Source organism: Actinoplanes sp. NPDC020271, assembly GCF_044388125.1.
Taxonomy (GTDB): Bacteria; Actinomycetota; Actinomycetes; order Mycobacteriales; family Micromonosporaceae; genus Actinoplanes.
Genome location: NZ_JBIRWQ010000017.1, coordinates 190,241 through 208,675 on the forward strand (window position 1 = coordinate 190,241; position 18,435 = coordinate 208,675).

An 18,435-nucleotide genomic window follows, 5' to 3' on the forward strand; every position below is an offset into this window, starting at 1 on the left:
TGAGGAGCCACCGATGCTGAAGCGTCTCGCGTTCGTCTCCGCCGCACTCGCCGCCACAGTTCTCGCCGCCCAACCCGCGGTCGCCGCGGTCGCCGGCCCGCACGACCCGGTTCGCAAGGATCTGGCGGCCCTGGTCGCCGACGGTTTCCCGGGAGCGCTGGCGGTGGTCCGCGACGAGCACGGCCGGGTCCGCAAGCCCACCGCCGGGGTCGGTGACGTCGCCACCGGGCGGCCGGTGCCGGCCGACGGCCAAGTGCGGATCGGCAGTAACACGAAGACGTTCGTCGCGGTGGTCGTCCTGCAACTGGTTGCCGAACACCGGGTACGGCTCGACGATCCGGTGGAGAAATACCTGCCCGGCCTGCTGCACGGGGAACAGATCACCGTCCGGCAGATCCTGCAGCACACCAGTGGGCTGCCGAACTACACCGATTACCTGCCGCTCGACGACCTCTCGCTGCGGTACCGGCACTTCGAGCCGCAGGAACTGCTGGATCTCGCGCTGGCTCACCCGGCGACGTTCCCGGCCGGGACGGGCTGGGCGTACAGCAACACCAACTACATCGTCGCCGGGCTGCTGGTCGAGCGGGTGACCGGGCGGCCGGTGGAGGAGCAGATCCAGAAGCGGGTGATCCGGAAAGCGGGGCTGCGGCACACGTACTTCCCGGCCGACTACGAGACCGGAATCCGGGAGCGGCACCCGCAGGGCTACCTGGCCGGGCCGGACGGGCAGCTGCTCGACATCACCGACCTCGACCCGTCGTGGGGCTGGGCGGCCGGCCAGATGATTGCCACGCCGTCCGACCTCAACACGTTCTTCAGCGCGCTCATCCACGGGAAGCTGCTGCCCAAGGCCCAGCTCGCCGAAATGGAACGGACCGTGCCCGCCGACGTGTTCCCCGGCGCGCGGTACGGCCTCGGCCTGATGAGTCTCCCGCTCAGCTGCGGTGGGGTGGCGTGGGGGCACGGCGGTGACATTCCCGGCTACGAGACGCGTACCGGGGTCACCGCTGACGGCCGCGCCGCGACGGTCGCGGTGACCGCGCCGCCGCCGACCGAGGAGGCCGCCATGAAGGTCCTCGACACGGTCGACGACGCCCTCTGCGCCTGACCGCCGGCGGGTCTCGGCTGGTTCGCACCGTTGTTGTCCGGGCCTTGACACAACCGTGAGGGCCGGCCGGGCGGCGCGTGATCTCGGCTGGCCCTCACCGTTGCTGTTCGGGGCTGGAAACAACGGGTGAGGGGCAGCCGGGGGCGCGACTTCGGGCTGGGTCGCGGGGGAGCCGGGGGCGGCCTGGGTGATGACGAGCGCCGATTGACGGCGGGTAGACGACGGCGGGCTCACAACGATGGTCGTCGCGTGGTGAGGATCGGGTAACGGCCGAAGCACTCAAGGGTGACAGCGCGGTAATGGCGACTTCCTAGCGTGACCGTTCGAGGACGACGCGTCGGACGGAAGGGATCTGCCTGTGGCCGCCGATGTCACTCAGGTGCGCACCGTTTGCGGCTATTGCGGCGTGGGCTGCGGCATGGTGCTCGATGTTGCCGAGGACGAAACCGGTCGCCGCCGGGTTCTCAAGGTGATCGGTGACAAGGAACACCCGGCCAACGGCGGCCGGCTCTGCACGAAGGGCGCGACCAGCGCGGACATGCTCGCGGCGGACGGCCGGCTGGGCTATGCGCTGGTGCGCGAGGAGCGCGGCGCCGAGCCGCAGAAGCAGCCCCTGGACGAGGCGATCGCGGAGACCGCACGGCGGCTCAGAGACATCGTCGACGAGCACGGCCCGGACGCGTTCGCCATGTACGTTTCCGGACAGATGACGCTGGAAGCCCAGTACCTGGCGAACAAGCTGGTCAAGGGCTACCTCGGCACGAACAACATCGAGTCGAACTCGCGACTCTGCATGGCCAGCGCCGGCACCGGCTACAAGCTGTCGCTGGGCGCGGACGGCCCGCCCGGCTCCTACGACGACCTGGACCACGCCGACGTCTTCTTCGTGATCGGCGCGAACATGGCCGACTGCCACCCGATCCTGTTCCTGCGGTTGATGGAACGGGTCAAGGCCGGCGCCAAGCTGATCGTCGTCGACCCGCGCCGCAACGCCACCGCCGACAAGGCCGACCTGTTCCTGCAGATCCGCCCCGGTACCGACCTTGCCCTGCTCAACGGCCTGCTGAACCTCGTCGACAAGGACGAGCAGTTCATCGCGAACCACACCGAGGGCTGGGCGGCGATGCCGGAGCTGCTCGCCGACTACCCGCCGGAGCGCGTGGCCGAGCTGACCGGGCTGGCGGAATCGGACATCCGCACGGCCGCCGAGTGGATCAGCGGCGCGGCGAACTGGGTCACGCTCTGGACGATGGGGCTGAACCAGAGCACGCACGGCACCTGGAACACCAACGCGATCTGCAACCTGCACCTGGCGACCGGCGCGATCTCCCGTACCGGAAGTGGGCCGTTCTCGCTGACCGGTCAGCCGAACGCGATGGGTGGCCGGGAGATGGGCTACATGGGCCCGGGCCTGCCCGGTCAGCGGTCGGTGCTGGTCCCGGCCGACCGCGAGTTCACCGAGCGGGTCTGGGGTGTGCCCGGCGGAACCCTGCGCACCGACGTCGGCAAGGGCACCATCGAGATGTTCGAGCAGATGGCGGCCGGGCGGATCAAGGCCTGCTGGATCATCTGCACCAACCCGGTCGCCTCGGTCGGCAACCGGAGGACGGTGATCGCCGGGCTGGAGGCGGCCGAGCTGGTGATCACGCAGGACGCGTTCGCGGAGACCGAGACGAACGCGTACGCCGACATCGCACTGCCGGCCGCGATGTGGTCGGAAACCGACGGCATCATGATCAACTCGGAGCGGAACCTGACGCTCGTGCATCCGGTGGTCGACGCGCCCGGCGAAGCGATGCCGGATTGGATGCTGATCGCCCGGGTCGCGGCGGCGATGGGTTACCGCGAAGCGTTCTCCTACCGCAGCGCGGCCGAGATCCTCGAGGAGATCAAGCAGTTCGCGAACCCGCAGACCGGGTACGACCTGAGGGGCGTCACCTACGAACGGCTGGCCGAGGGCCCGGTGCAGTGGCCGGCCGCGCCGGGCGGCCCGTCCCGCAACCCGATCCGCTACCAGGACTTCCGCTTCGCCACGGCCAGCGGGAAGGCGATCTTCCACGCCCGTCCGCACCTGGACCCGGCCGAGCTGCCCGACGACGACTTCCCGTTCGTGCTGAACACCGGCCGGCTGCAGCACCAGTGGCACACGATGACCAAGACCGGCAAGGTCGCCAAGCTCAACAAGCTGAACCCGGCCCCGTTCGTCGAGATCAACCCGGTCGACGCGGCGGCGCGCGGCATCGCCGAGGGCGACCAGGTGGAGATCGAGTCGCGGCGCGGCCGGGCGGTGCTGCCGGCGGTGGTCACCGACCGGGTGATGCCGGGCGCCTGCTTCGCCCCGTTCCACTGGAACGACCTGTTCGGCGAGTACGTCAGCGTCAACGCCGTGACCAGCGACGCCGTCGACCCGCTGAGCTTCCAGCCGGAGCTGAAGGTGTGCGCGGTGCAGCTGTCCAAGGTGCACGCCCCGGCGCCGGTGACCGAGACCATCTCGATCCACGACATGCTCGGACTGAACCCAGCGCCGCCGGTGCTCACCGACGGACAGCGTCGCTACCTGGCCGGTTTCCTCGCCGGGTTGCCGCCGTCCCACCCCGCCGCGCCGGTGCTGCCGGACAACGCGCCGTTCGACCCGGACACCGCGATGTGGGTGAACGGGCTGCTCGCCGGGGTGTTCATCGCCGTACCGTCGAAGGAATTCGACCTTGGTCGTCCGCAGCCGAGCGGGCCGCGCCTGCAGATCCTGTGGGCGTCGCAGACCGGCAACGCCGAGGATTTCGCCCGTGGCTTGTCGGAAAGGCTTTCCACCACCGGACACCAGATTTCGGTACGGGAAATGGACGCCGCCGCCACCGAGCTTCTGGACCCAGGGGCCGATCTGCTCGTCGTGACCAGCACCTTCGGCGACGGGGACGCCCCTGACAACGGCGCCGCGTTCTGGCAGTCGATCGCCGACGACGGCGCGCCGAGGCTGGACGGCCGCCGATTCGCGGTGCTGGCGTTCGGTGACTCCAGCTACGACGACTTCTGCGGGCACGGCCGCCGCCTCGACGAACGTCTCGCCGAGCTGGGCGCGACCCGGCTCGCGCCACGCGTGGACCTGGAGCCGGACTTCGAGGACACCGCGGCCACCTGGCTGGAAACGATCATTGCGGCGCTGACCGCCAAGCCGGCCCCGGCGCCGACCAAGGCCGCCCCGCTGAAGTCCCCGCTGATCGGGAACCGCCTGCTCAGCGGGCCCGGCTCGGCCAAGGAGGTACGCCGCTTCACGTTCGACACCGGCGGGCTGCTGGAGTACCAGGCCGGTGATGCGCTCGGCGTCTGGCCGGTCAACGACCCGGAGCTGGTCGAGGAGTGGCTGACCGTTTCCGGCCTCACCCGGGACACTGCGGTCGAGCTCGACAAGATCGGCATGATCCCGTTCGGCGAGGCGCTGGCCCGGCACCTGGACATCACGAAGATCACCACGGATCTGCTCCGATTCACCGCCGAGCGCAGCGGGGACGCGCAGCTCAAGACCCTGCTGCGGCCGGACAACAAGGGCGAGCTGGCCAAGTGGACATGGGGCCGGCAGGCCGTGGACCTGATCGCCGAGCAGAGCGTACGGGCGTCCGCGCAGGAGTGGGTCAGCGTGCTGAAACGGCTACAGCCGCGGCTGTATTCGATCAGCTCCACGCCGCTGGTCGACCCGGACCAGGTGAGTCTCACGGTCTCGGTGGTCCGCTTCGACAGCCTGCTCGGACGCCTCCGCAAGGGCGTGTGCTCGACGCACCTGGCCGATTCCGAGCTCGACCTGGAGGTGCCGCTCTTCGTGCAGAAGGCGCCGCACTTCCGCCCGCCGGCCGACCCGGCCACACCGATGATCATGGTGGGCCCGGGCACCGGGGTGGCGCCGTTCCTCGGCTTCCTGCAGGAGCGGCAGGCGACCGGGGCCTCCGGGCAGAACTGGCTGTTCTTCGGCGAGCAACGCCGCGAGACCGATTTCTACTACCAGGAAGAGCTGGCGGCGCTCTCCGCGGCGGGCACGCTGACCCGGCTCGACCTGGCCTTCTCGCGGGACCAGCGGGCCAAGGTGTACGTCCAGGACCGGATGCGTGAGCAGGGCGCCCACCTGTGGGCGTGGCTGCAGGACGGCGCCAACTTCTACGTCTGCGGCGACGCCAGCCGGATGGCCAAGGACGTGGACCGGGCGTTGCACGAGATCGCGGTCAACCACGGGCGGCTGTCGCCGGAGGCCGCGACCGCGTATCTGAAGCAGCTCGCCGCCGACAAGCGCTACGTCCGCGACGTCTACTGAACATCGCGCCGCCTTGACCGCGGTGCCGCTTTGACCGCGGTGCCGCTTTGACCGCGGTGCCGCCTTGACCGCGGTGCCGCTTTGACCGCGGCGCCGGCGGCCTGGTTCGCGGGGGTGTCTCGACGCGGCGGAAGCGGTGGCGGAACCTCAGTAGGCGGCGGCGCTCACGTAGACCCAGGCGCGCACGCCGGAGTCGAGGGAGAGCAGCACCCGGTGGTAGTCGTCCACCTCGTACTTGTCGGCGGCGGTCAGCTCCTCGTCGGTCACCTCGAAGACCGTCCCCAGCACTTGGTCGGTCTCCTCGCCGGTCTCCACGACGATCGGGTGGTGCGTCTGTCCGCTGGTCGCGAGTACTTCCGGGTCGGTGATCGCCAGGAGCCGCTGCGCGTATCCGGGTAGCGCGGCCGCCCGGCCCTCCAGTTCCCGCCCGAAGTTGGCCCGCTGAACAGCGGGATCCTGCAGGGTGCCGTACGAGAAGAGCAGAGGCATGCCCCTGATCCTGCCCGGTCTGGCCGTGCTGGTTTAGCGTTCGTCCCGGGTTGTAGGACTGAGGAGGGTCGCGGTGGGTACCTGGATGGCCACGATCCGCTTCCCTGACGGCACCGAGCGATACGCCCGCTACAGCACCGTGGTCGCCGCCGTCGTGTCCAATTTGTACACAACGTTTCACGTGGAACATCACCGTGCGGAGCCGACCGGCGAGCCGTTACCGACCTTCCCGGCCCGCCCCCGCGCCCCGATCGACGAGCTGATTCCCGTCGTGATCAGCCACGCGCCGGACGACAATCACTGGTACGCCGTTTACTGTCCGCGACGATGCATGGTGCTCGGCCCGACCTCGCCGCACCGGTGCTGGCGGATCCAGGCGACGAGCGATCTGGCTCACGGGACTGTGCACAGGCTGCGGCATTTGTCGCGACTGCGGGGCCGGGGGCTGTGCGGGGCGCCCGTGCTGGACGCCCCGCTGCCGTACCGCCGCTACGAGAGCTGGTGGGGCGAGGAGGAGCCGGAGCCGCAGCCGGCCAGGACCGACATCTTCGCCGAGTGGACCAGCCCCGACATGTGCCGCGAGTGCCTGCTGCTCGTCCTGGATCAAGCCGAGTAGACCCGCGAGCCGTCGACGAACGTCATGGCGACCTTCGTCGCCGCGATCTCCGCACCGGGTCCGTCGCGGGGGTTGCGGTCCAGCACCACGAGGTCCGCGACCTTTCCGGTACGGGCGTGACCACTGTCATCCCGGTGGTTCACGCTCCCCGCGGTGTGCGCCGCCAGCGCCGTCCCCAGGTCCAGTCGCTGCTCCGGCCGGAACACCCGCCCGTCGTCCGCGCCCGGCACCGCCCCGGCCGCGATCGTCGGCCAGAGCGAGCTGGACGGCATCTACGCGTCCGCGATGGTCCGGTTGCTCGATCGGAAGTTCGTGACCCTGCTGCGGCGGTTGAGGCATCCACCGGATGGTGACCTGATCCGGGAACCGGAGGCCAAGTTTCTTGACAATGATGTGCGCCGAGTCTCGTGATGTTGCCTTCTACGTCGGCAATCAGGCCAAGCGAGCGCACTTTTAGATATCTTTTGCGGCAAATATTCAGCGTGCCAGGGCTGGCGGAGTTCGTGACAGTCCGAAGTGACCCTTGTTCGAGGAAAGCTTGCCCCTTACGCTGCAAGCAGCAGGAAAGCGCTTTCCTTGATACTCGGAGGTAACCGTACATGGCTGCGCGGCGATCGATTGGCATCATTCTCAATGGCGTGACCGGCCGGATGGGCTACCGGCAGCACCTGGTCCGGTCCCTGCTCGCCATCCGTGAGCAGGGCGGCGTGGCCCTGCCCGGCGGCGGGCACATCTGGCCCGAGCCGATCCTGGTCGGCCGCGACCCCGACAAGCTGGCCGGCATCGCCGCGCAGCACGGCCTGACCGAGTGGACCACCGACCTGGACGCCGCGCTGGCCCGGCCGGACGCGGAGATCTACTTCGACGCGCAGGTCACCCAGCGGCGGGAGAAGGCGATCCGCCAGGCGATCGTGGCCGGCAAGCACGTCTACACCGAGAAGCCTCTCGCGGAGACTTCGGCCGCGGCGCTGGAGCTGGCCGAGCTGGCCGACGCGGCCGGCATCCGCAGCGGCGTGGTGCAGGACAAGCTGTTCCTGCCGGGCCTGCGGAAGCTGAAGCGCCTGATCGACGGCGGTTTCTTCGGCCGGATCCTGTCGGTCCGCGGCGAGTTCGGCTACTGGGTGTTCGAGGGCGACTGGCAGGTCGCGCAGCGCCCGAGCTGGAACTATCGGCTCGCCGACGGTGGCGGCATCGTGATGGACATGTTCCCGCACTGGAACTACGTGCTGGAGGAGCTGTTCGGCGCGGTCCGCGGCGTGCAGGCCACGATCGCCACGCACGTCCCGACCCGGGTCGACGAGCGCGGCGAGGAGTATGCGGCCGATGCCGACGACGCCGCCTACGCGATCTTCGAGTTGGAGGGCGGCATCGTCGCCCAGATCAACTCGTCCTGGGCGGTCCGGGTGAACCGTGACGAGCTGGTCGAGTTCCAGGTCGACGGCACGCACGGCAGTGCCGTCGCCGGCCTGCGCGGCTGCAAGATCCAGCACCGGGCCACCACGCCGAAGCCGGTCTGGAACCCGGATCTGCCGCTGACCGGCAAGTCGTTCCGCGACCAGTGGACCGAGGTGCCGGACAACGACGAGTTCGACAACGGTTTCAAGGTGCAGTGGGAGGCGTTCCTGCGGCACGTCGTCGCCGGTGAGGCGTTCCACTGGGACTTCGCCTCCGGCGCCCGCGGCGTCCGGCTCGCCGAGGCCGGCCTGCAGTCCGCCCGCGAGGGCCGTCGCATCACGCTGGGGAACTCCTGATGGCTGTCGTGAACCTGCCGTCCGGCCCGCTCACCCTTTCCGGCCGGAGAACCTGGGAAAAACCCAAGGGCCAACCCAAAACCCGGATTGCGTACGCCGCAGCACACGTCGTCGCGGACCCGAAAGCGCAGAACGCCCCGGGCGCGCCGGCCGTGCTCGACTGGGCGGCCACGCTCGCGTTCCGGCAGCACCTGTGGTCGCACGGCCTGGGTGTGGCCGAGGCGATGGACACCGCCCAGCGGGGGATGGGCCTGGACTACGCCGCGACCAGGGAACTGATCCGGCGCAGCGCGGCCGCAGCCGAGGGCCGGATCGTGGCCGGCGTCGCCACCGACCAGCTGGCGCCCGGCCCGGCCACGCTGGCCCAGGTCTCGTCGGCCTACCGGGATCAGCTCGAGGACGTCCTGTCGGCGGGCGCCGGACCGGTCCTGATGTGCAGCCGTCACCTGGCCGCGGCCGCGCGCGACGCCGACGACTACCTGGCGATCTACCGCCCGCTGCTCGACCTCTCGGACAAGCCGGTCGTACTGCACTGGCTCGGCACCGCGTTCGACCCGGCGCTGGAGGGCTACTGGGGTTCGTCCGACGTGGACAAGGCCACCGAGACGGTCCTTGAGCTGATCAACGCGAGCCCGGCGAAGGTCGACGGCATCAAGATCTCGCTGCTCGACGCCGACCACGAGATCCGGCTGCGCCGCCGCCTCCCGGCCGGCGTCCGGCTCTACACCGGTGACGACTTCAACTATCCGCAGCTCATCCGTGGGGACGAGCGGGGGTATTCGGATGCGCTGCTGGGCATCTTCGCCGCGATCGCACCGGCCGCGGCGGCCGCGTTCGCCGCGCTGGACGAGGGCGACCTGGAGTCGTACGACCGCATCTTCGCCCCGACGGTCCCGCTCTCCCGGCACATCTTCGAGAAGCCGACTTTCTACTACAAGACCGGCATCGTCTTCCTCGCCTGGCTGGCCGGGCACCAGTCACACTTCACCATGGTCGGTGGCCTGCAGTCGGGCCGTTCGGTGCCGCACTTCGCCAGGCTGATCGAGCTCGCCGACGCCGCCGGGCTGCTGCCCGACCCTGACCTGGCCGCCCACCGGGCCAACCGATTCTTCGAGGTGATGGCCGGATGAGCCACCTGGATCGCTTCTCGTTCAACCAGATCACGGCCAAGCTCTGGGACCTGCCGGACCTGGTCGCCGGCTGTGTCGAGGCCGGCGTCGACAAGGTCGCGCTCTGGCGGGAGCCGGTCGCCGAATACGGTCTCGACCGCTCGGCCCGGCTGATCCGGGATGCCGGCCTCGCCGTGACGACGCTGTGCCGCAGTGGATTCTTCCAACTTCCCGGTTGGTACGACGACAACCGCCGGGCCATCGACGAAGCCGTGGCCCTGGACACGTCCGTCCTGGTGCTGGTCTCCGGTGGCCTGCCCGAGGGGTCGCGGGACATCGCCGGCGCCCGGCAGCACGTGGCCGACGCGATCGGGCAACTGGCGCCGTACGCGGCCGGCGCCGGGGTGACGCTCGCGATCGAGCCGCTGCACCCGATGTACGCCGCCGACCGTTGCGTGATCAACACCTGGGACCAGGCCATGGCGATCGCCGAGCAGCACCCGGCCGGGCAGGTGGGGGTCACCGTCGACACGTACCACCTGTGGTGGGACGACACGGTGCTGGAGAAGATCGCCGGGGCCGGTGAACGGATCGCGATCTACCAGCTCGCGGACTGGATCACGCCGCTGCCGGCCGGGGTGCTGACCGGCCGCGGGCTGCCCGGGGACGGCTGCGTCGACATGCGCGCCTTCCACGAGGCGGTGGACAAGGCCGGGTACACCGGGCCGATCGAGGTCGAGGTGATGAACGCCGACCTGTGGGAGCGGCCCGGGCGGGAGGTGCTGGGCGCGACGCTCACAGCGTACCGAAGCGTGTTCTAGAAGTTTTTGATCTTTATTTCGGCGGCAGTGAGCCGGCGAAGTCGAGGCCGGCCCGCAGCCAGCGGGTCAGGCCCTCGTCGTCGAGCCGGTCGCCGTCGACGACCACCCAGTTCTTCATCGGGCGGCCGGTGAAGTCGAAGACGCGCGTGCCCGGCTCGGCCAGCGCACTCTCGGCGGCCTGCTCGCCGAGCCGCACGATCAGGTCGTCACCCATGACGCCGACGGCCATGTTGCCCTCGACCATGAACGTGATCCCGCCGAACATCCGCTTGTCGGTCACCCCGTCGACGTCTCCGAGTGCGTCCCGGATCCGTTCCGCGAGTCCCTCGTCGAAGGCCATGTCTTACGTTAGCCCAATGACTCGATGTGACTCACGCCACTCTGGCTGGAGAACCGGTGGCGGACTGCCGTCGTCTTGGCTGATGTGAGACGAAGTCTGGAAGCGGCCGACGAGGCGGAACTCGTCCGCCGCACCGCAACCGGCGATCGACATGCCTTCGACGAGCTCTATCGGCGCACGTCGCCGTGGCTCGCCGTCCGGCTGCGCCGGCGCTGTGCCGACGACGACGTGGTCGCCGACGTGATGCAGGAGACCTACCTCGCCGTCTGGCGCGCCGCCGGTGACTTCGCCGGCGCCACGGCCACCGGCAGCGCGCTCGCCTGGCTCTGGACCATCGCGGCGAACAGGTTGGTCGACGCGTTCCGCCGACGAGCCCGGCGCCGTGACATGCCGGCCGTGCTCACCGCCGCGCCCGCGCCCGCCCCGGCCGCGGAGGACGAGGTGATGGCCGCCCGGGTCGGTCAGGAGATGGAGCAGGCCCTGCTGACACTCCCCGCCGACGTGCGGCAGGTGCTGCGGGCCATGGTCCTCGACGGTCTCTCCGTGCGGGAGACGTCCCTGCTGCTCGGCGTGCCCGAGGGCACCGTGAAATCCCGGGCCCGGCGGGCCCGGATCGCACTGCGGGAGGCGCTGTCATGACCGATCACCCCAGTTCCTCGGTTATCTCGCGCTATGCCGGCGGCGATCTCGATCTCGACGAGGCCACGCTGTGGTCGGTCGAGGTGCACCTGGAGGAGTGCGGCGACTGCCGGGCCCGGCTGGCCGGCAGCGCCCCGGCCGACGTCCTGACCCTGCTCGACAGAGTGAGCAACGGGGTGGATCAGGGCATCGCGGCCGGCCCGGCGCCCGTCCCGGTGCGGCGGCGCTGGTCCGTCGCCGGGCATCGCTGGGTGGTCTGGCAGCTGGTTCCCTGGCTGACCATGACCGCCATGGTCCTCGGCTGCGCGGTGCTGCTCCAGGCGCTGGAGCCGAGCCTGCCGTCCCTGGTCCTGCTGCTGGCGCCGGTCGCGCCGCTGCCGGGGGTGGCGGTCGCCTGGAGCCGCGGCAGCGACCCGGCGTGGGAGCTGATCGCCAGCACCCCGGCGGCCGGCCTGCCCCTGCTGCTGCGGCGGACCGCGACCGCGCTCGCGGTGGTCATCCCGATGCTCGGAATGGCCACCGACCAGACCGGAGTCTCACTGGCGCTGGCGCTGCTGCCGTGCCTGGCCTTCACCACCACCGCGATCGCCCTCGGCGCCTTCATCGGGGTGCGGCTCGCCGCCCTCGGCCTGGCCGCCGCGTGGAGCGCCGTGGTGGCCGTGCCGGCGGTCTTCACCGCCCACCTCCCGATCGTTCTGCAGCCGGGCAGTCTCGGCGTCTGGGCGTTCATCGTGGTGGCCACCGCGGCCCTCGCGATGACCCGCGCCGACCGCTTTCTCACGAGGAGATGACATATGCGTACGGTGAGCGCGGCCGAGACCGCCCCGACCACCCATCCCTGGGTGGTGCACGCCGAAGGGCTGCGTGTGCGGGCCGGCCGGCACCTGGCCGTCGACGGGCTCGACCTGGCCCTGGGCACCGGTGTGCACGGCCTCCTCGGGCCGAACGGTGCCGGCAAGACGACGCTGATGCGCGCGCTGGCCACCGTGCTGGAGCCGGCCGGCGGCAAGCTGACCCTGCTCGGCGAGTCCGTCGACGGGCGGGCCGACCTACGGCGGGTCCGTCGCGGGCTGGGTTACCTGCCGCAGCAGTTCGGCTTCTACCCACGCTTCACGGTGCGCGAGTTCGTGGAGTACATGGCCTGGCTCAAGGAGATGCCGAAATCCCTGGTGCCCGGGGCGGTGCAGCGCGCGATCGAGCGGGTCGGTCTCGCCGACCGGGCCGGCTCGCGGATGAAGACGCTCTCCGGTGGCATGCTGCGCCGGGCCGGCATCGCCCAGGCGATCGTCAACGACCCCGCGGTCCTGCTGCTGGACGAGCCGACCGTCGGCCTCGACCCGGAGCAGCGCCTCGACTTCCGTGAGCTGCTGCGCGACCTGGGGACGGACTGCTGCGTCCTGGTCTCCACCCACCTGGTGGAGGATGTGGTCGCCGCCTGCAGCGACGTGGTGATGATGAACGAGGGGCGGATCCTCTACCAGGGCACTCCGGCCGACCTGATCGCGCAGGGCGGCGAGGGCGACCCGGGTGACAGCCCGGCCGAGCGGGGCTATTCGGCGCTGCTGCGCCGGCACCGGGCGGAGGCCGGCCGATGACCCGTGCCCTCAGCATCGAGATCCGCCGCTCCGCCGCGGTCGGGTCGGCCCTGATCCTGCTGGCCGTCGGCGTTGCCCTGCTCTACCTGGTCGACGAGGCGGAGTGGTCCACCGGCTGGATGCAGCTGGTCATGACCCAGCGGCTCTACCTTGCGATGCTCTGGCCGCTTGCGCTGGCCGCCGGCGCCTGGCAGGGCCGCCGCGAGCAGCAGTCGAACGTGACCGAGCTGTTCGCCAGCACCCCCCGGCCACGGGGCCAGCGCGTCGTCCCGACGCTCGGCGCGATGGCCGTGACGATCGTCGCCGCCTACGTGCTGATGGGCGTCGCCGGCGCGGTGTCGATCATCAGCACCGCGAGCTACCTGCCGGTGGCGGTGGTGGCCGTCGTTGCGGTCGGCGCGCTGGCGCTGCTCGCCGCGGTCTGGATCGGCCTGGCCGTCGGCCGGCTGCTGCCCTGGCTGGCGACCGCGCCCACGCTCGGCGTGGCCGGGCTGGGCCTGCTGCTGACGATCCCCGCCATCACCCGTCCCCGGGGCTGGCTGGCGCTGGTCTTCTCGCCGATCTACGAGATGAACATGCCCGACGCGTACACGACCGTTCCGGGGCGGGTCAGCGTCGCCCAGGCGATCTGGCTGGCCGGGCTCGCTGTCGCCGGGGTGCTGCTGTTCGCGTCGAGCGGCCGGCGGCTGCGGCTGGCGGCGCTGCTGCCGGTAGCGCTCGGCGCCGCGCTGGCCGTCACCGTCATGCCGCACCAGAACCGGACGGTCGTCGACTCCGTCGACCCGGTCGCACAGGAGTTGGTCTGCGCGACGGACGAGGCCCGGGTCTGCGTCAGCCGGGTGCACGAGGGGCTGCTGCCGACGATCGTCCCGCAGGCCCGTGAGGCGTTGACGATCCTGGCGAAACTGCCGGGCACACCGACGCAGGTGCACGAGGACAACACGACCTATTTGCCGTACCGGCCGGCACCGCGGTCCGCCGACGTCGCCCTGGTCCCGATCAGGACCGGCTACGAATCCCTCGACGGGACCAGCGACGAGATCGGCAATCTGATGCCGAAGATCGTGGTCGCGGCGTTTGCCAGCCCCTACGACTGCGACAAGGGCCCCGCGCGGCCCGACACGCTCGCCGCGGCGTACTGGTTGATCGGCCGGCAGCCGGTGTTCGAGGAACCGGACACCGCCGCCGACGCCGTGATCCGCTGGCAGGCGCTGCGCGATCTCCCCGCCGACCAGGCGGCCGCCAAGGTCACCGCGATCCGCGCCGCCGCCCTGGAGTGCAAGTGATGCGCTGGCTGATGCTGTACCTGCGCTCGCGGCGCGCGCCGCTGGCCGCGGCCGTGGCGGTGGGCTGCGCCGTCCTCACCTGGTCGCTGTGGCTGGCCGCCTCCAACACCCGGGAGGTGGGCCCGGAACTCGTCCTCCTCACCGTCCTGCTGATGGTGACGGCGCTGACGCCGACCCTGGTCAGCCCGGACGCCGCACTGGAACGCACCGCCGCGCTGCGCTGGCTCCCGCGCCGGGCCGCGCACGTGCTCGCGGGAATGCTCCTGGTGATCGGGTTGCTCGCGGTCACGCTGCTCACCCCGGCCCGCTTCACCCCGGAACTGCTGGTCGCACGGAACGCGGCCGGCCTGCTCGGCCTGACCGCGCTCTGCGCCACGGTGATCAGCCCGGCCCGCTCGTGGTTCGTGCCGCTCGGCTGGACCCTCGCGGCGATCCTGTACCCGCAGGGGGAGAGCCGGCTCGGGCAGGTGCTCACCTGGCAGGCGCAGGACCCACGGAACGGTGCAGCCGCGGTGACGGCGGTGGCGCTGGCGGTGGGCGGCCTCGGGGCGTATGCGCTGGCCGGCCCGCCCCGCCGCGCCGCCGCGGAGAACGCCGCCTGACGCTCCTCGGGCCGGGCCGGGCCGGGCCGGGGCGGGGCGGGCTCGGCCCGGTGGGCGTTCCTGGCCGTACGCGGGAGTGGGTTGAGCCGGACCGGAGCGGAGCCGGCGCGTTCTGGGATAAGAATCAACGGTGACTTCCTATGCAGCCGCCTCCGACCGCTACGACACCATGGAGTTCCGCCGGGCCGGGCGCAGCGGGCTGAAACTGCCCGCGATCTCGCTCGGCCTGTGGCACAACTTCGGCGACGACAAGCCGATCGAGACGCAGCGCGCGGTGCTGCGCCGTGCCTTCGATCTCGGGGTCACGCACTTCGACCTGGCGAACAACTACGGGCCGCCCTACGGCTCGGCCGAGATCAACTTCGGCCGGCTGCTCGCCGAGGACTTCCGGCCGTACCGGGATGAGTTGGTCATCTCGACCAAGGCCGGTTACGACATGTGGCCCGGGCCCTACGGCGACCACGGCTCCCGGAAATATCTGACCGCGTCCCTCGACCAGTCCCTGAAGCGGATGGGGCTGGACTATGTGGACATCTTCTACTCGCACCGCTTCGACCCGGAGACCCCGCTCGAGGAGACGATGGGCGCGCTGGACGCCGCGGTCCGCGCGGGCAAGGCACTCTACGTCGGCATCTCCTCCTACTCCCCGGCGAAGACCGTCGAGGCCGCCGCGATCCTGCGCGACCTGGGCACGCCGCTGCTGATCCACCAGCCGTCGTACTCGATGCTGAACCGCTGGATCGAGGACGACCTGCTCACCGTGCTGGAGCGGGAAGGCGCCGGCTGCATCGGCTTCTCCCCGCTGGCCCAGGGCATGCTCACCGACCGCTACCTGAACGGCATCCCGGAGGGGTCGCGCGCCGGCGAACAGAAATCGCTCACCCCGGACTGGCTGACCGACGAGAACCTGAGCAAGATCCGCGCGCTGAACGCGATCGCCGAGCGGCGCGGCCAGAGCCTGGCGCAGCTGGCCATCGCCTGGTCGCTGCGGGACCCGCGGATGACGTCGGTGGTGCTGGGCGCGAGCAGCGTCACCCAGTTGGAGAACAACCTGGCCGCACTGAAGAACACCACGTTCACCGCGGACGAGCTGGCCGAGATCGACAAGTACGCGACGGAGTCCGGCATCAACCTGTGGGCGCGGTCGAGCGCGTCCTGAAAGCGAGCCTGAACACCATGAACCTCACTGTCAGCGTCCTCGGCACCGGCATCATGGGTGCCGCGATGGCCCGCAACCTGGCTCGCGCCGGGCACACCGTCCGGGCCTGGAACCGGAGTCGCGCCAAGGCCGAGCCGCTCGCCGCGGACGGCGTGCAGGTCGCCGACACCCCGGCCGAGGCCGTGACCGGCGCCGACGTCATCCTGACCATGCTGTACGACGGCGCCACCGTCCGCTCCGTGATCGCCGAGGCCGTCCCGGGGCTGCGCCCGGGCGCGCTGTGGATGCAGTCGACCACCGCGAGCCTGCAGGACGTCGCCGACCTGGCCGCGTTCGCCGGCGAGCACGAGCTGGTCTTCTTCGACGCGCCGGTGCTCGGCACCCGCCAGCCGGCCGAGGCCGGTCAGTTGACCGTTCTCGCCACCGGCCCGGCCGAGCACCGTGACGCGATCACGCCGGTCTTCGACGCGGTCGGCGCACGTACCGTCTGGACCGAGGCGGCGACCCGGCTCAAACTCGTCGCCAACAGTTGGGTCCTGGCCGTCACACACGGTGTCGCGGAGACGCTCGCGCTGGCCAAGGGCCTCGACGTCGACCCGGCCGACTTCTTCGGGCTGATCGAGGGCGGTCCGCTGGACATGGGCTACCTGCGGGCGAAGGGCTCCGCGATCGTCGAGGGCCGGCTGTCGCCGGCGAGCTTCGCGGTGGTCACGGCCGAGAAGGACGCGCGGCTCATCGTCGGTGCCGGTGCCGACGCCGGCGTACGCCTCGATGTGGCGGCCGCGGGTGCCGAGCGCTTCCGCCGCGCCGCCGAGCAGGGTCACGGCGACGAGGACATGGCCGCCTCGTACTACGCCTCCTTCCCCGGCTGACCTGCCCACCCGCTCCCGGCCGGCGCTCACCGTGGTGGTTCGCCCGCCTCATGACCACGGTGAGCGCCGGCCGGCCACCGCGAATCGCCGCGGGGGCCGGAGTGGGCTGCGAGAGCCGCGTGCCGCGTGCCGCGTCCGAGACGTGGGGCGCGCGTGTGGGAGTTGCGGGTTACTTCTGGGCTCGGAGCTCCACGAGGAGACCGTCACGGTCGGTGAGGACCGCTCCGAGGATGCGGCGGCCGGCGGCCAGCAGGTCGGCGACGTCGGTGGTGCTCAGGGCGTACATGACCAGCGCCCCGTCCCGGAACGAGGTCACGATGCCGGCCCGGCGCAGGACGGCGAGTTGCTGGGACAGGTTGGACGCTTCCACGTCGATCTCGGCGAGGAGGTCGCGGACCGGCCGCGGCCCGTTCTGCAGCAGTTCCAGGACCCGGATCCGGACCGGGTGGCCGAGTGTCCGGAACATCTCGGCCTTCGCCTGGTACAGCGGCACTGACACGGCGGGTCTCCTCCAGTCATTCGCCGACCGACGCGAGGAGTCAGATCAACGCGAAGAGTCCATCGCACCGACCAACGCGGGGGAGAGCGGCCCGGTTACGCGTCTTACGCGCTTTCGAAGTTGCAGAAATCTTCAACTGCCTCGATGTCATTAAGAGAATGGGAGCTGGGCTTCTGTCCAAGGCGGACATTGTGTGCGACGGGGTTGTCCGTGCGTCGGTGACAGTCGATGTCGATCGGAGCGAGCCACCGGAAGGAACCCGAAATGCCGGACATGGATGTTGCCCTCAAGGACGCGATGCAGATCGACGGCGCCATCGGCGTCGCTCTGGTCGACCGCAGCAGCGGAATGGCCCTCGGTATCGCCGGCGGTGATCGCAACTTCGACCTGAGCGTCGCCTCGGCCGCGAACACCGAGGTGGTCCGCGCGAAGCTGCGCACGATGGAGATGCTCGGTCTGCGCGAGAACATCGAGGACGTGCTGATCACGCTGGACTCGCAGTACCACCTGATCCGGCCGTTGACCGGGCGTTCCGGGCAGGGACTCTTCCTCTACCTGGCGCTGTACAAGGAGCGGGCCAACCTGGCGCTGGCCCGTCACCAGCTCAAGCGGATCGAGTCCAACCTGGACATCTAGCCCATGGCCTCCCATTCCTCGGAGAGCATCGCGAAGCCGACCTCGGTGCTCCACTCGCCCTTGAACAGCTCGTTGTGCACGAGCCGCGCCTCCTGCCGCATGCCGAGGCGACGCAGCACCCGGGCGGACGGCTCGTTGCGTTCGTCGATCCGCCCGATGATCCGGTGCAGGCCGAGGGTCTCGAAGCCGAGTTTCAGCATGGCCCGGGCCGCCTCGGTGGCGTATCCCTGACCGGCGAACTCGGGGTTCATCACATAGCCGATCTCGCCGCCACGATGTTTGCGGCTGTGCCAGAACAGGATCACGTCGCCGGCCAGCTGACCGGTTTCGGCGATCTCGACGCCCAGGGTCAGTGACTGCCCCTCGTCGGTGAGGACCGTGGCAGCCCAGTAGGTGGCGAGCCGATCGGTGATCGTCTCGGGGGTCATCGGCTCGAACGGCACGTAACGGCAGACGTCGGGGCGGCTGCGATACGCCAGCAGCGCCTCGGCATCGGCCTGGGTCAGCGGGCGCAGCAGCAGCCGCTCGGTGGTGATCGGATAGGTCGGGCGCAGCTCGGTGGGCGACACGCGATCATCCTGCCACCGCGTGTCGCCGTTCGTACACCCGTTCG

At 70.5% G+C, this 18,435-nt stretch carries 19 protein-coding genes; 14 read left to right on the plus strand and 5 right to left on the minus strand.

Translation table 11 applies throughout. From position 1 onward, the window contains the following. Positions 1-13: 13 nt before the first annotated feature. Both ACH442_RS31495 and ACH442_RS31500 read left to right on the plus strand, forming a co-directional pair. Positions 14-1,111 (plus strand): serine hydrolase domain-containing protein, encoded by a 1,098-nt coding sequence (locus ACH442_RS31495; RefSeq protein WP_396341759.1) that lies wholly within the window; start codon positions 14-16, stop codon positions 1,109-1,111. Positions 1,112-1,469: 358 nt separating this feature from the next. Beyond that, entirely contained in the window at positions 1,470-5,408 is a 3,939-nt protein-coding gene (locus ACH442_RS31500) for a molybdopterin-dependent oxidoreductase (RefSeq protein ID WP_396341760.1), read from the plus strand. Positions 5,409-5,555: 147 nt separating this feature from the next. Here ACH442_RS31500 and ACH442_RS31505 read toward each other — a convergent pair whose 3' ends face one another. After that, complete coding sequence (locus ACH442_RS31505) at positions 5,556-5,897, minus strand: gamma-glutamylcyclotransferase family protein (protein ID WP_396341761.1); 342 nt, start codon at positions 5,895-5,897, stop codon at positions 5,556-5,558. 73 nt (positions 5,898-5,970) lie between these two features. Between ACH442_RS31505 and ACH442_RS31510 the strand changes: the two genes are divergently transcribed. Next, a complete protein-coding gene (locus ACH442_RS31510) occupies positions 5,971-6,513 on the plus strand; it encodes a hypothetical protein (RefSeq protein ID WP_396341762.1) in 543 nt (180 codons plus the stop codon). On the opposite strand, the gene ACH442_RS31515 is transcribed toward ACH442_RS31510, so the two are convergent. Next, positions 6,501-6,785, minus strand: coding sequence for an amidohydrolase family protein (locus ACH442_RS31515; protein ID WP_396341763.1), 285 nt, complete (start codon positions 6,783-6,785; stop codon positions 6,501-6,503). The genes ACH442_RS31510 and ACH442_RS31515 overlap by 13 nt on opposite strands. Positions 6,786-7,112: 327 nt before the next feature. On the opposite strand from ACH442_RS31515, the gene ACH442_RS31520 reads away from it, so the two are divergent. The 3 genes from ACH442_RS31520 to ACH442_RS31530 are packed head-to-tail and all read left to right on the plus strand — an operon-like array spanning position 7,113 to position 10,194. Continuing rightward, on the plus strand, positions 7,113-8,264 hold the full coding sequence (locus ACH442_RS31520) for a Gfo/Idh/MocA family protein (protein ID WP_396341764.1): 1,152 nt from the start codon (positions 7,113-7,115) through the stop codon (positions 8,262-8,264). Continuing rightward, complete coding sequence (locus tag ACH442_RS31525; protein WP_396341765.1) at positions 8,264-9,394, plus strand: dihydrodipicolinate synthase family protein; 1,131 nt, start codon at positions 8,264-8,266, stop codon at positions 9,392-9,394. Before ACH442_RS31520 ends, ACH442_RS31525 begins: the two co-directional genes overlap by 1 nt. 5 nt (positions 9,395-9,399) lie before the next feature. Further along, entirely contained in the window at positions 9,400-10,194 is a 795-nt protein-coding gene (locus ACH442_RS31530) for a sugar phosphate isomerase/epimerase family protein (RefSeq protein WP_396341791.1), read from the plus strand. A gap of 13 nt (positions 10,195-10,207) precedes the next feature. Here ACH442_RS31530 and ACH442_RS31535 read toward each other — a convergent pair whose 3' ends face one another. Beyond that, on the minus strand, positions 10,208-10,534 hold the full coding sequence (locus tag ACH442_RS31535) for a TfoX/Sxy family protein (protein WP_396341766.1): 327 nt from the start codon (positions 10,532-10,534) through the stop codon (positions 10,208-10,210). A gap of 84 nt (positions 10,535-10,618) precedes the next feature. Here ACH442_RS31535 and ACH442_RS31540 point away from each other — a divergent pair, with 84 nt between their 5' ends. The 7 genes from ACH442_RS31540 to ACH442_RS31570 all read left to right on the plus strand — a co-directional run bounded on the left by ACH442_RS31540 (position 10,619) and on the right by ACH442_RS31570 (position 16,687). Further along, complete coding sequence (locus ACH442_RS31540; protein WP_396341767.1) at positions 10,619-11,173, plus strand: RNA polymerase sigma factor; 555 nt, start codon at positions 10,619-10,621, stop codon at positions 11,171-11,173. Then, entirely contained in the window at positions 11,170-11,964 is a 795-nt protein-coding gene (locus tag ACH442_RS31545; protein ID WP_396341768.1) for a hypothetical protein, read from the plus strand. The genes ACH442_RS31540 and ACH442_RS31545 overlap by 4 nt, the downstream gene beginning before the upstream one ends. 3 nt (positions 11,965-11,967) lie before the next feature. Then, complete coding sequence (locus ACH442_RS31550) at positions 11,968-12,768, plus strand: ABC transporter ATP-binding protein (protein WP_396341769.1); 801 nt, start codon at positions 11,968-11,970, stop codon at positions 12,766-12,768. Further along, positions 12,765-14,054 (plus strand): hypothetical protein, encoded by a 1,290-nt coding sequence (locus tag ACH442_RS31555; protein WP_396341770.1) that lies wholly within the window; start codon positions 12,765-12,767, stop codon positions 14,052-14,054. The genes ACH442_RS31550 and ACH442_RS31555 overlap by 4 nt, the downstream gene beginning before the upstream one ends. After that, entirely contained in the window at positions 14,054-14,656 is a 603-nt protein-coding gene (locus ACH442_RS31560; protein WP_396341771.1) for a hypothetical protein, read from the plus strand. The genes ACH442_RS31555 and ACH442_RS31560 overlap by 1 nt, the downstream gene beginning before the upstream one ends. Before the next feature lie 130 nt (positions 14,657-14,786). Then, the gene (gene mgrA / locus ACH442_RS31565; protein ID WP_396341772.1) at positions 14,787-15,815 is read left to right on the plus strand and encodes an L-glyceraldehyde 3-phosphate reductase; all 1,029 of its coding nucleotides are present in this window, start codon (positions 14,787-14,789) and stop codon (positions 15,813-15,815) included. A 17-nt stretch (positions 15,816-15,832) separates the two neighbouring features. Beyond that, entirely contained in the window at positions 15,833-16,687 is an 855-nt protein-coding gene (locus ACH442_RS31570; RefSeq protein WP_396341773.1) for an NAD(P)-dependent oxidoreductase, read from the plus strand. A 169-nt stretch (positions 16,688-16,856) separates the two neighbouring features. Here the strand turns inward: ACH442_RS31570 and ACH442_RS31575 are convergent, their stop codons facing one another. Then, positions 16,857-17,186 carry an ArsR/SmtB family transcription factor gene (locus ACH442_RS31575; protein WP_396341774.1) on the minus strand — a complete coding sequence of 110 codons (330 nt, stop codon included), beginning with the start codon at positions 17,184-17,186 and terminating at the stop codon, positions 16,857-16,859. Positions 17,187-17,450: 264 nt separating this feature from the next. On the opposite strand from ACH442_RS31575, the gene ACH442_RS31580 reads away from it, so the two are divergent. Further along, entirely contained in the window at positions 17,451-17,822 is a 372-nt protein-coding gene (locus tag ACH442_RS31580) for a hypothetical protein (RefSeq protein WP_396341775.1), read from the plus strand. Here ACH442_RS31580 and ACH442_RS31585 read toward each other — a convergent pair. Further along, positions 17,819-18,391 (minus strand): GNAT family N-acetyltransferase, encoded by a 573-nt coding sequence (locus ACH442_RS31585; protein ID WP_396341776.1) that lies wholly within the window; start codon positions 18,389-18,391, stop codon positions 17,819-17,821. The genes ACH442_RS31580 and ACH442_RS31585 overlap by 4 nt on opposite strands. Between the last annotated feature and the right edge of the window lie 44 nt (positions 18,392-18,435).

What these genes read in the sequence shown, in the direction of transcription:
- ACH442_RS31580 (WP_396341775.1), top strand. Translation starts at nt 17,451, where the DNA reads ATGCCGGACATGGATGTTGCCCTCAAGGACGCGATGCAGATCGACGGC.
- ACH442_RS31555 (WP_396341770.1), top strand. Translation starts at nt 12,765, where the DNA reads ATGACCCGTGCCCTCAGCATCGAGATCCGCCGCTCCGCCGCGGTCGGG.
- ACH442_RS31535 (WP_396341766.1), bottom strand. Translation starts at nt 10,534, where the DNA reads ATGGCCTTCGACGAGGGACTCGCGGAACGGATCCGGGACGCACTCGGA.
- ACH442_RS31495 (WP_396341759.1), top strand. Translation starts at nt 14, where the DNA reads ATGCTGAAGCGTCTCGCGTTCGTCTCCGCCGCACTCGCCGCCACAGTT.
- ACH442_RS31520 (WP_396341764.1), top strand. Translation starts at nt 7,113, where the DNA reads ATGGCTGCGCGGCGATCGATTGGCATCATTCTCAATGGCGTGACCGGC.
- ACH442_RS31525 (WP_396341765.1), top strand. Translation starts at nt 8,264, where the DNA reads ATGGCTGTCGTGAACCTGCCGTCCGGCCCGCTCACCCTTTCCGGCCGG.
- ACH442_RS31505 (WP_396341761.1), bottom strand. Translation starts at nt 5,897, where the DNA reads ATGCCTCTGCTCTTCTCGTACGGCACCCTGCAGGATCCCGCTGTTCAG.
- ACH442_RS31550 (WP_396341769.1), top strand. Translation starts at nt 11,968, where the DNA reads ATGCGTACGGTGAGCGCGGCCGAGACCGCCCCGACCACCCATCCCTGG.
- ACH442_RS31545 (WP_396341768.1), top strand. Translation starts at nt 11,170, where the DNA reads ATGACCGATCACCCCAGTTCCTCGGTTATCTCGCGCTATGCCGGCGGC.
- ACH442_RS31515 (WP_396341763.1), bottom strand. Translation starts at nt 6,785, where the DNA reads ATGCCGTCCAGCTCGCTCTGGCCGACGATCGCGGCCGGGGCGGTGCCG.
- ACH442_RS31570 (WP_396341773.1), top strand. Translation starts at nt 15,833, where the DNA reads ATGAACCTCACTGTCAGCGTCCTCGGCACCGGCATCATGGGTGCCGCG.
- ACH442_RS31560 (WP_396341771.1), top strand. Translation starts at nt 14,054, where the DNA reads ATGCGCTGGCTGATGCTGTACCTGCGCTCGCGGCGCGCGCCGCTGGCC.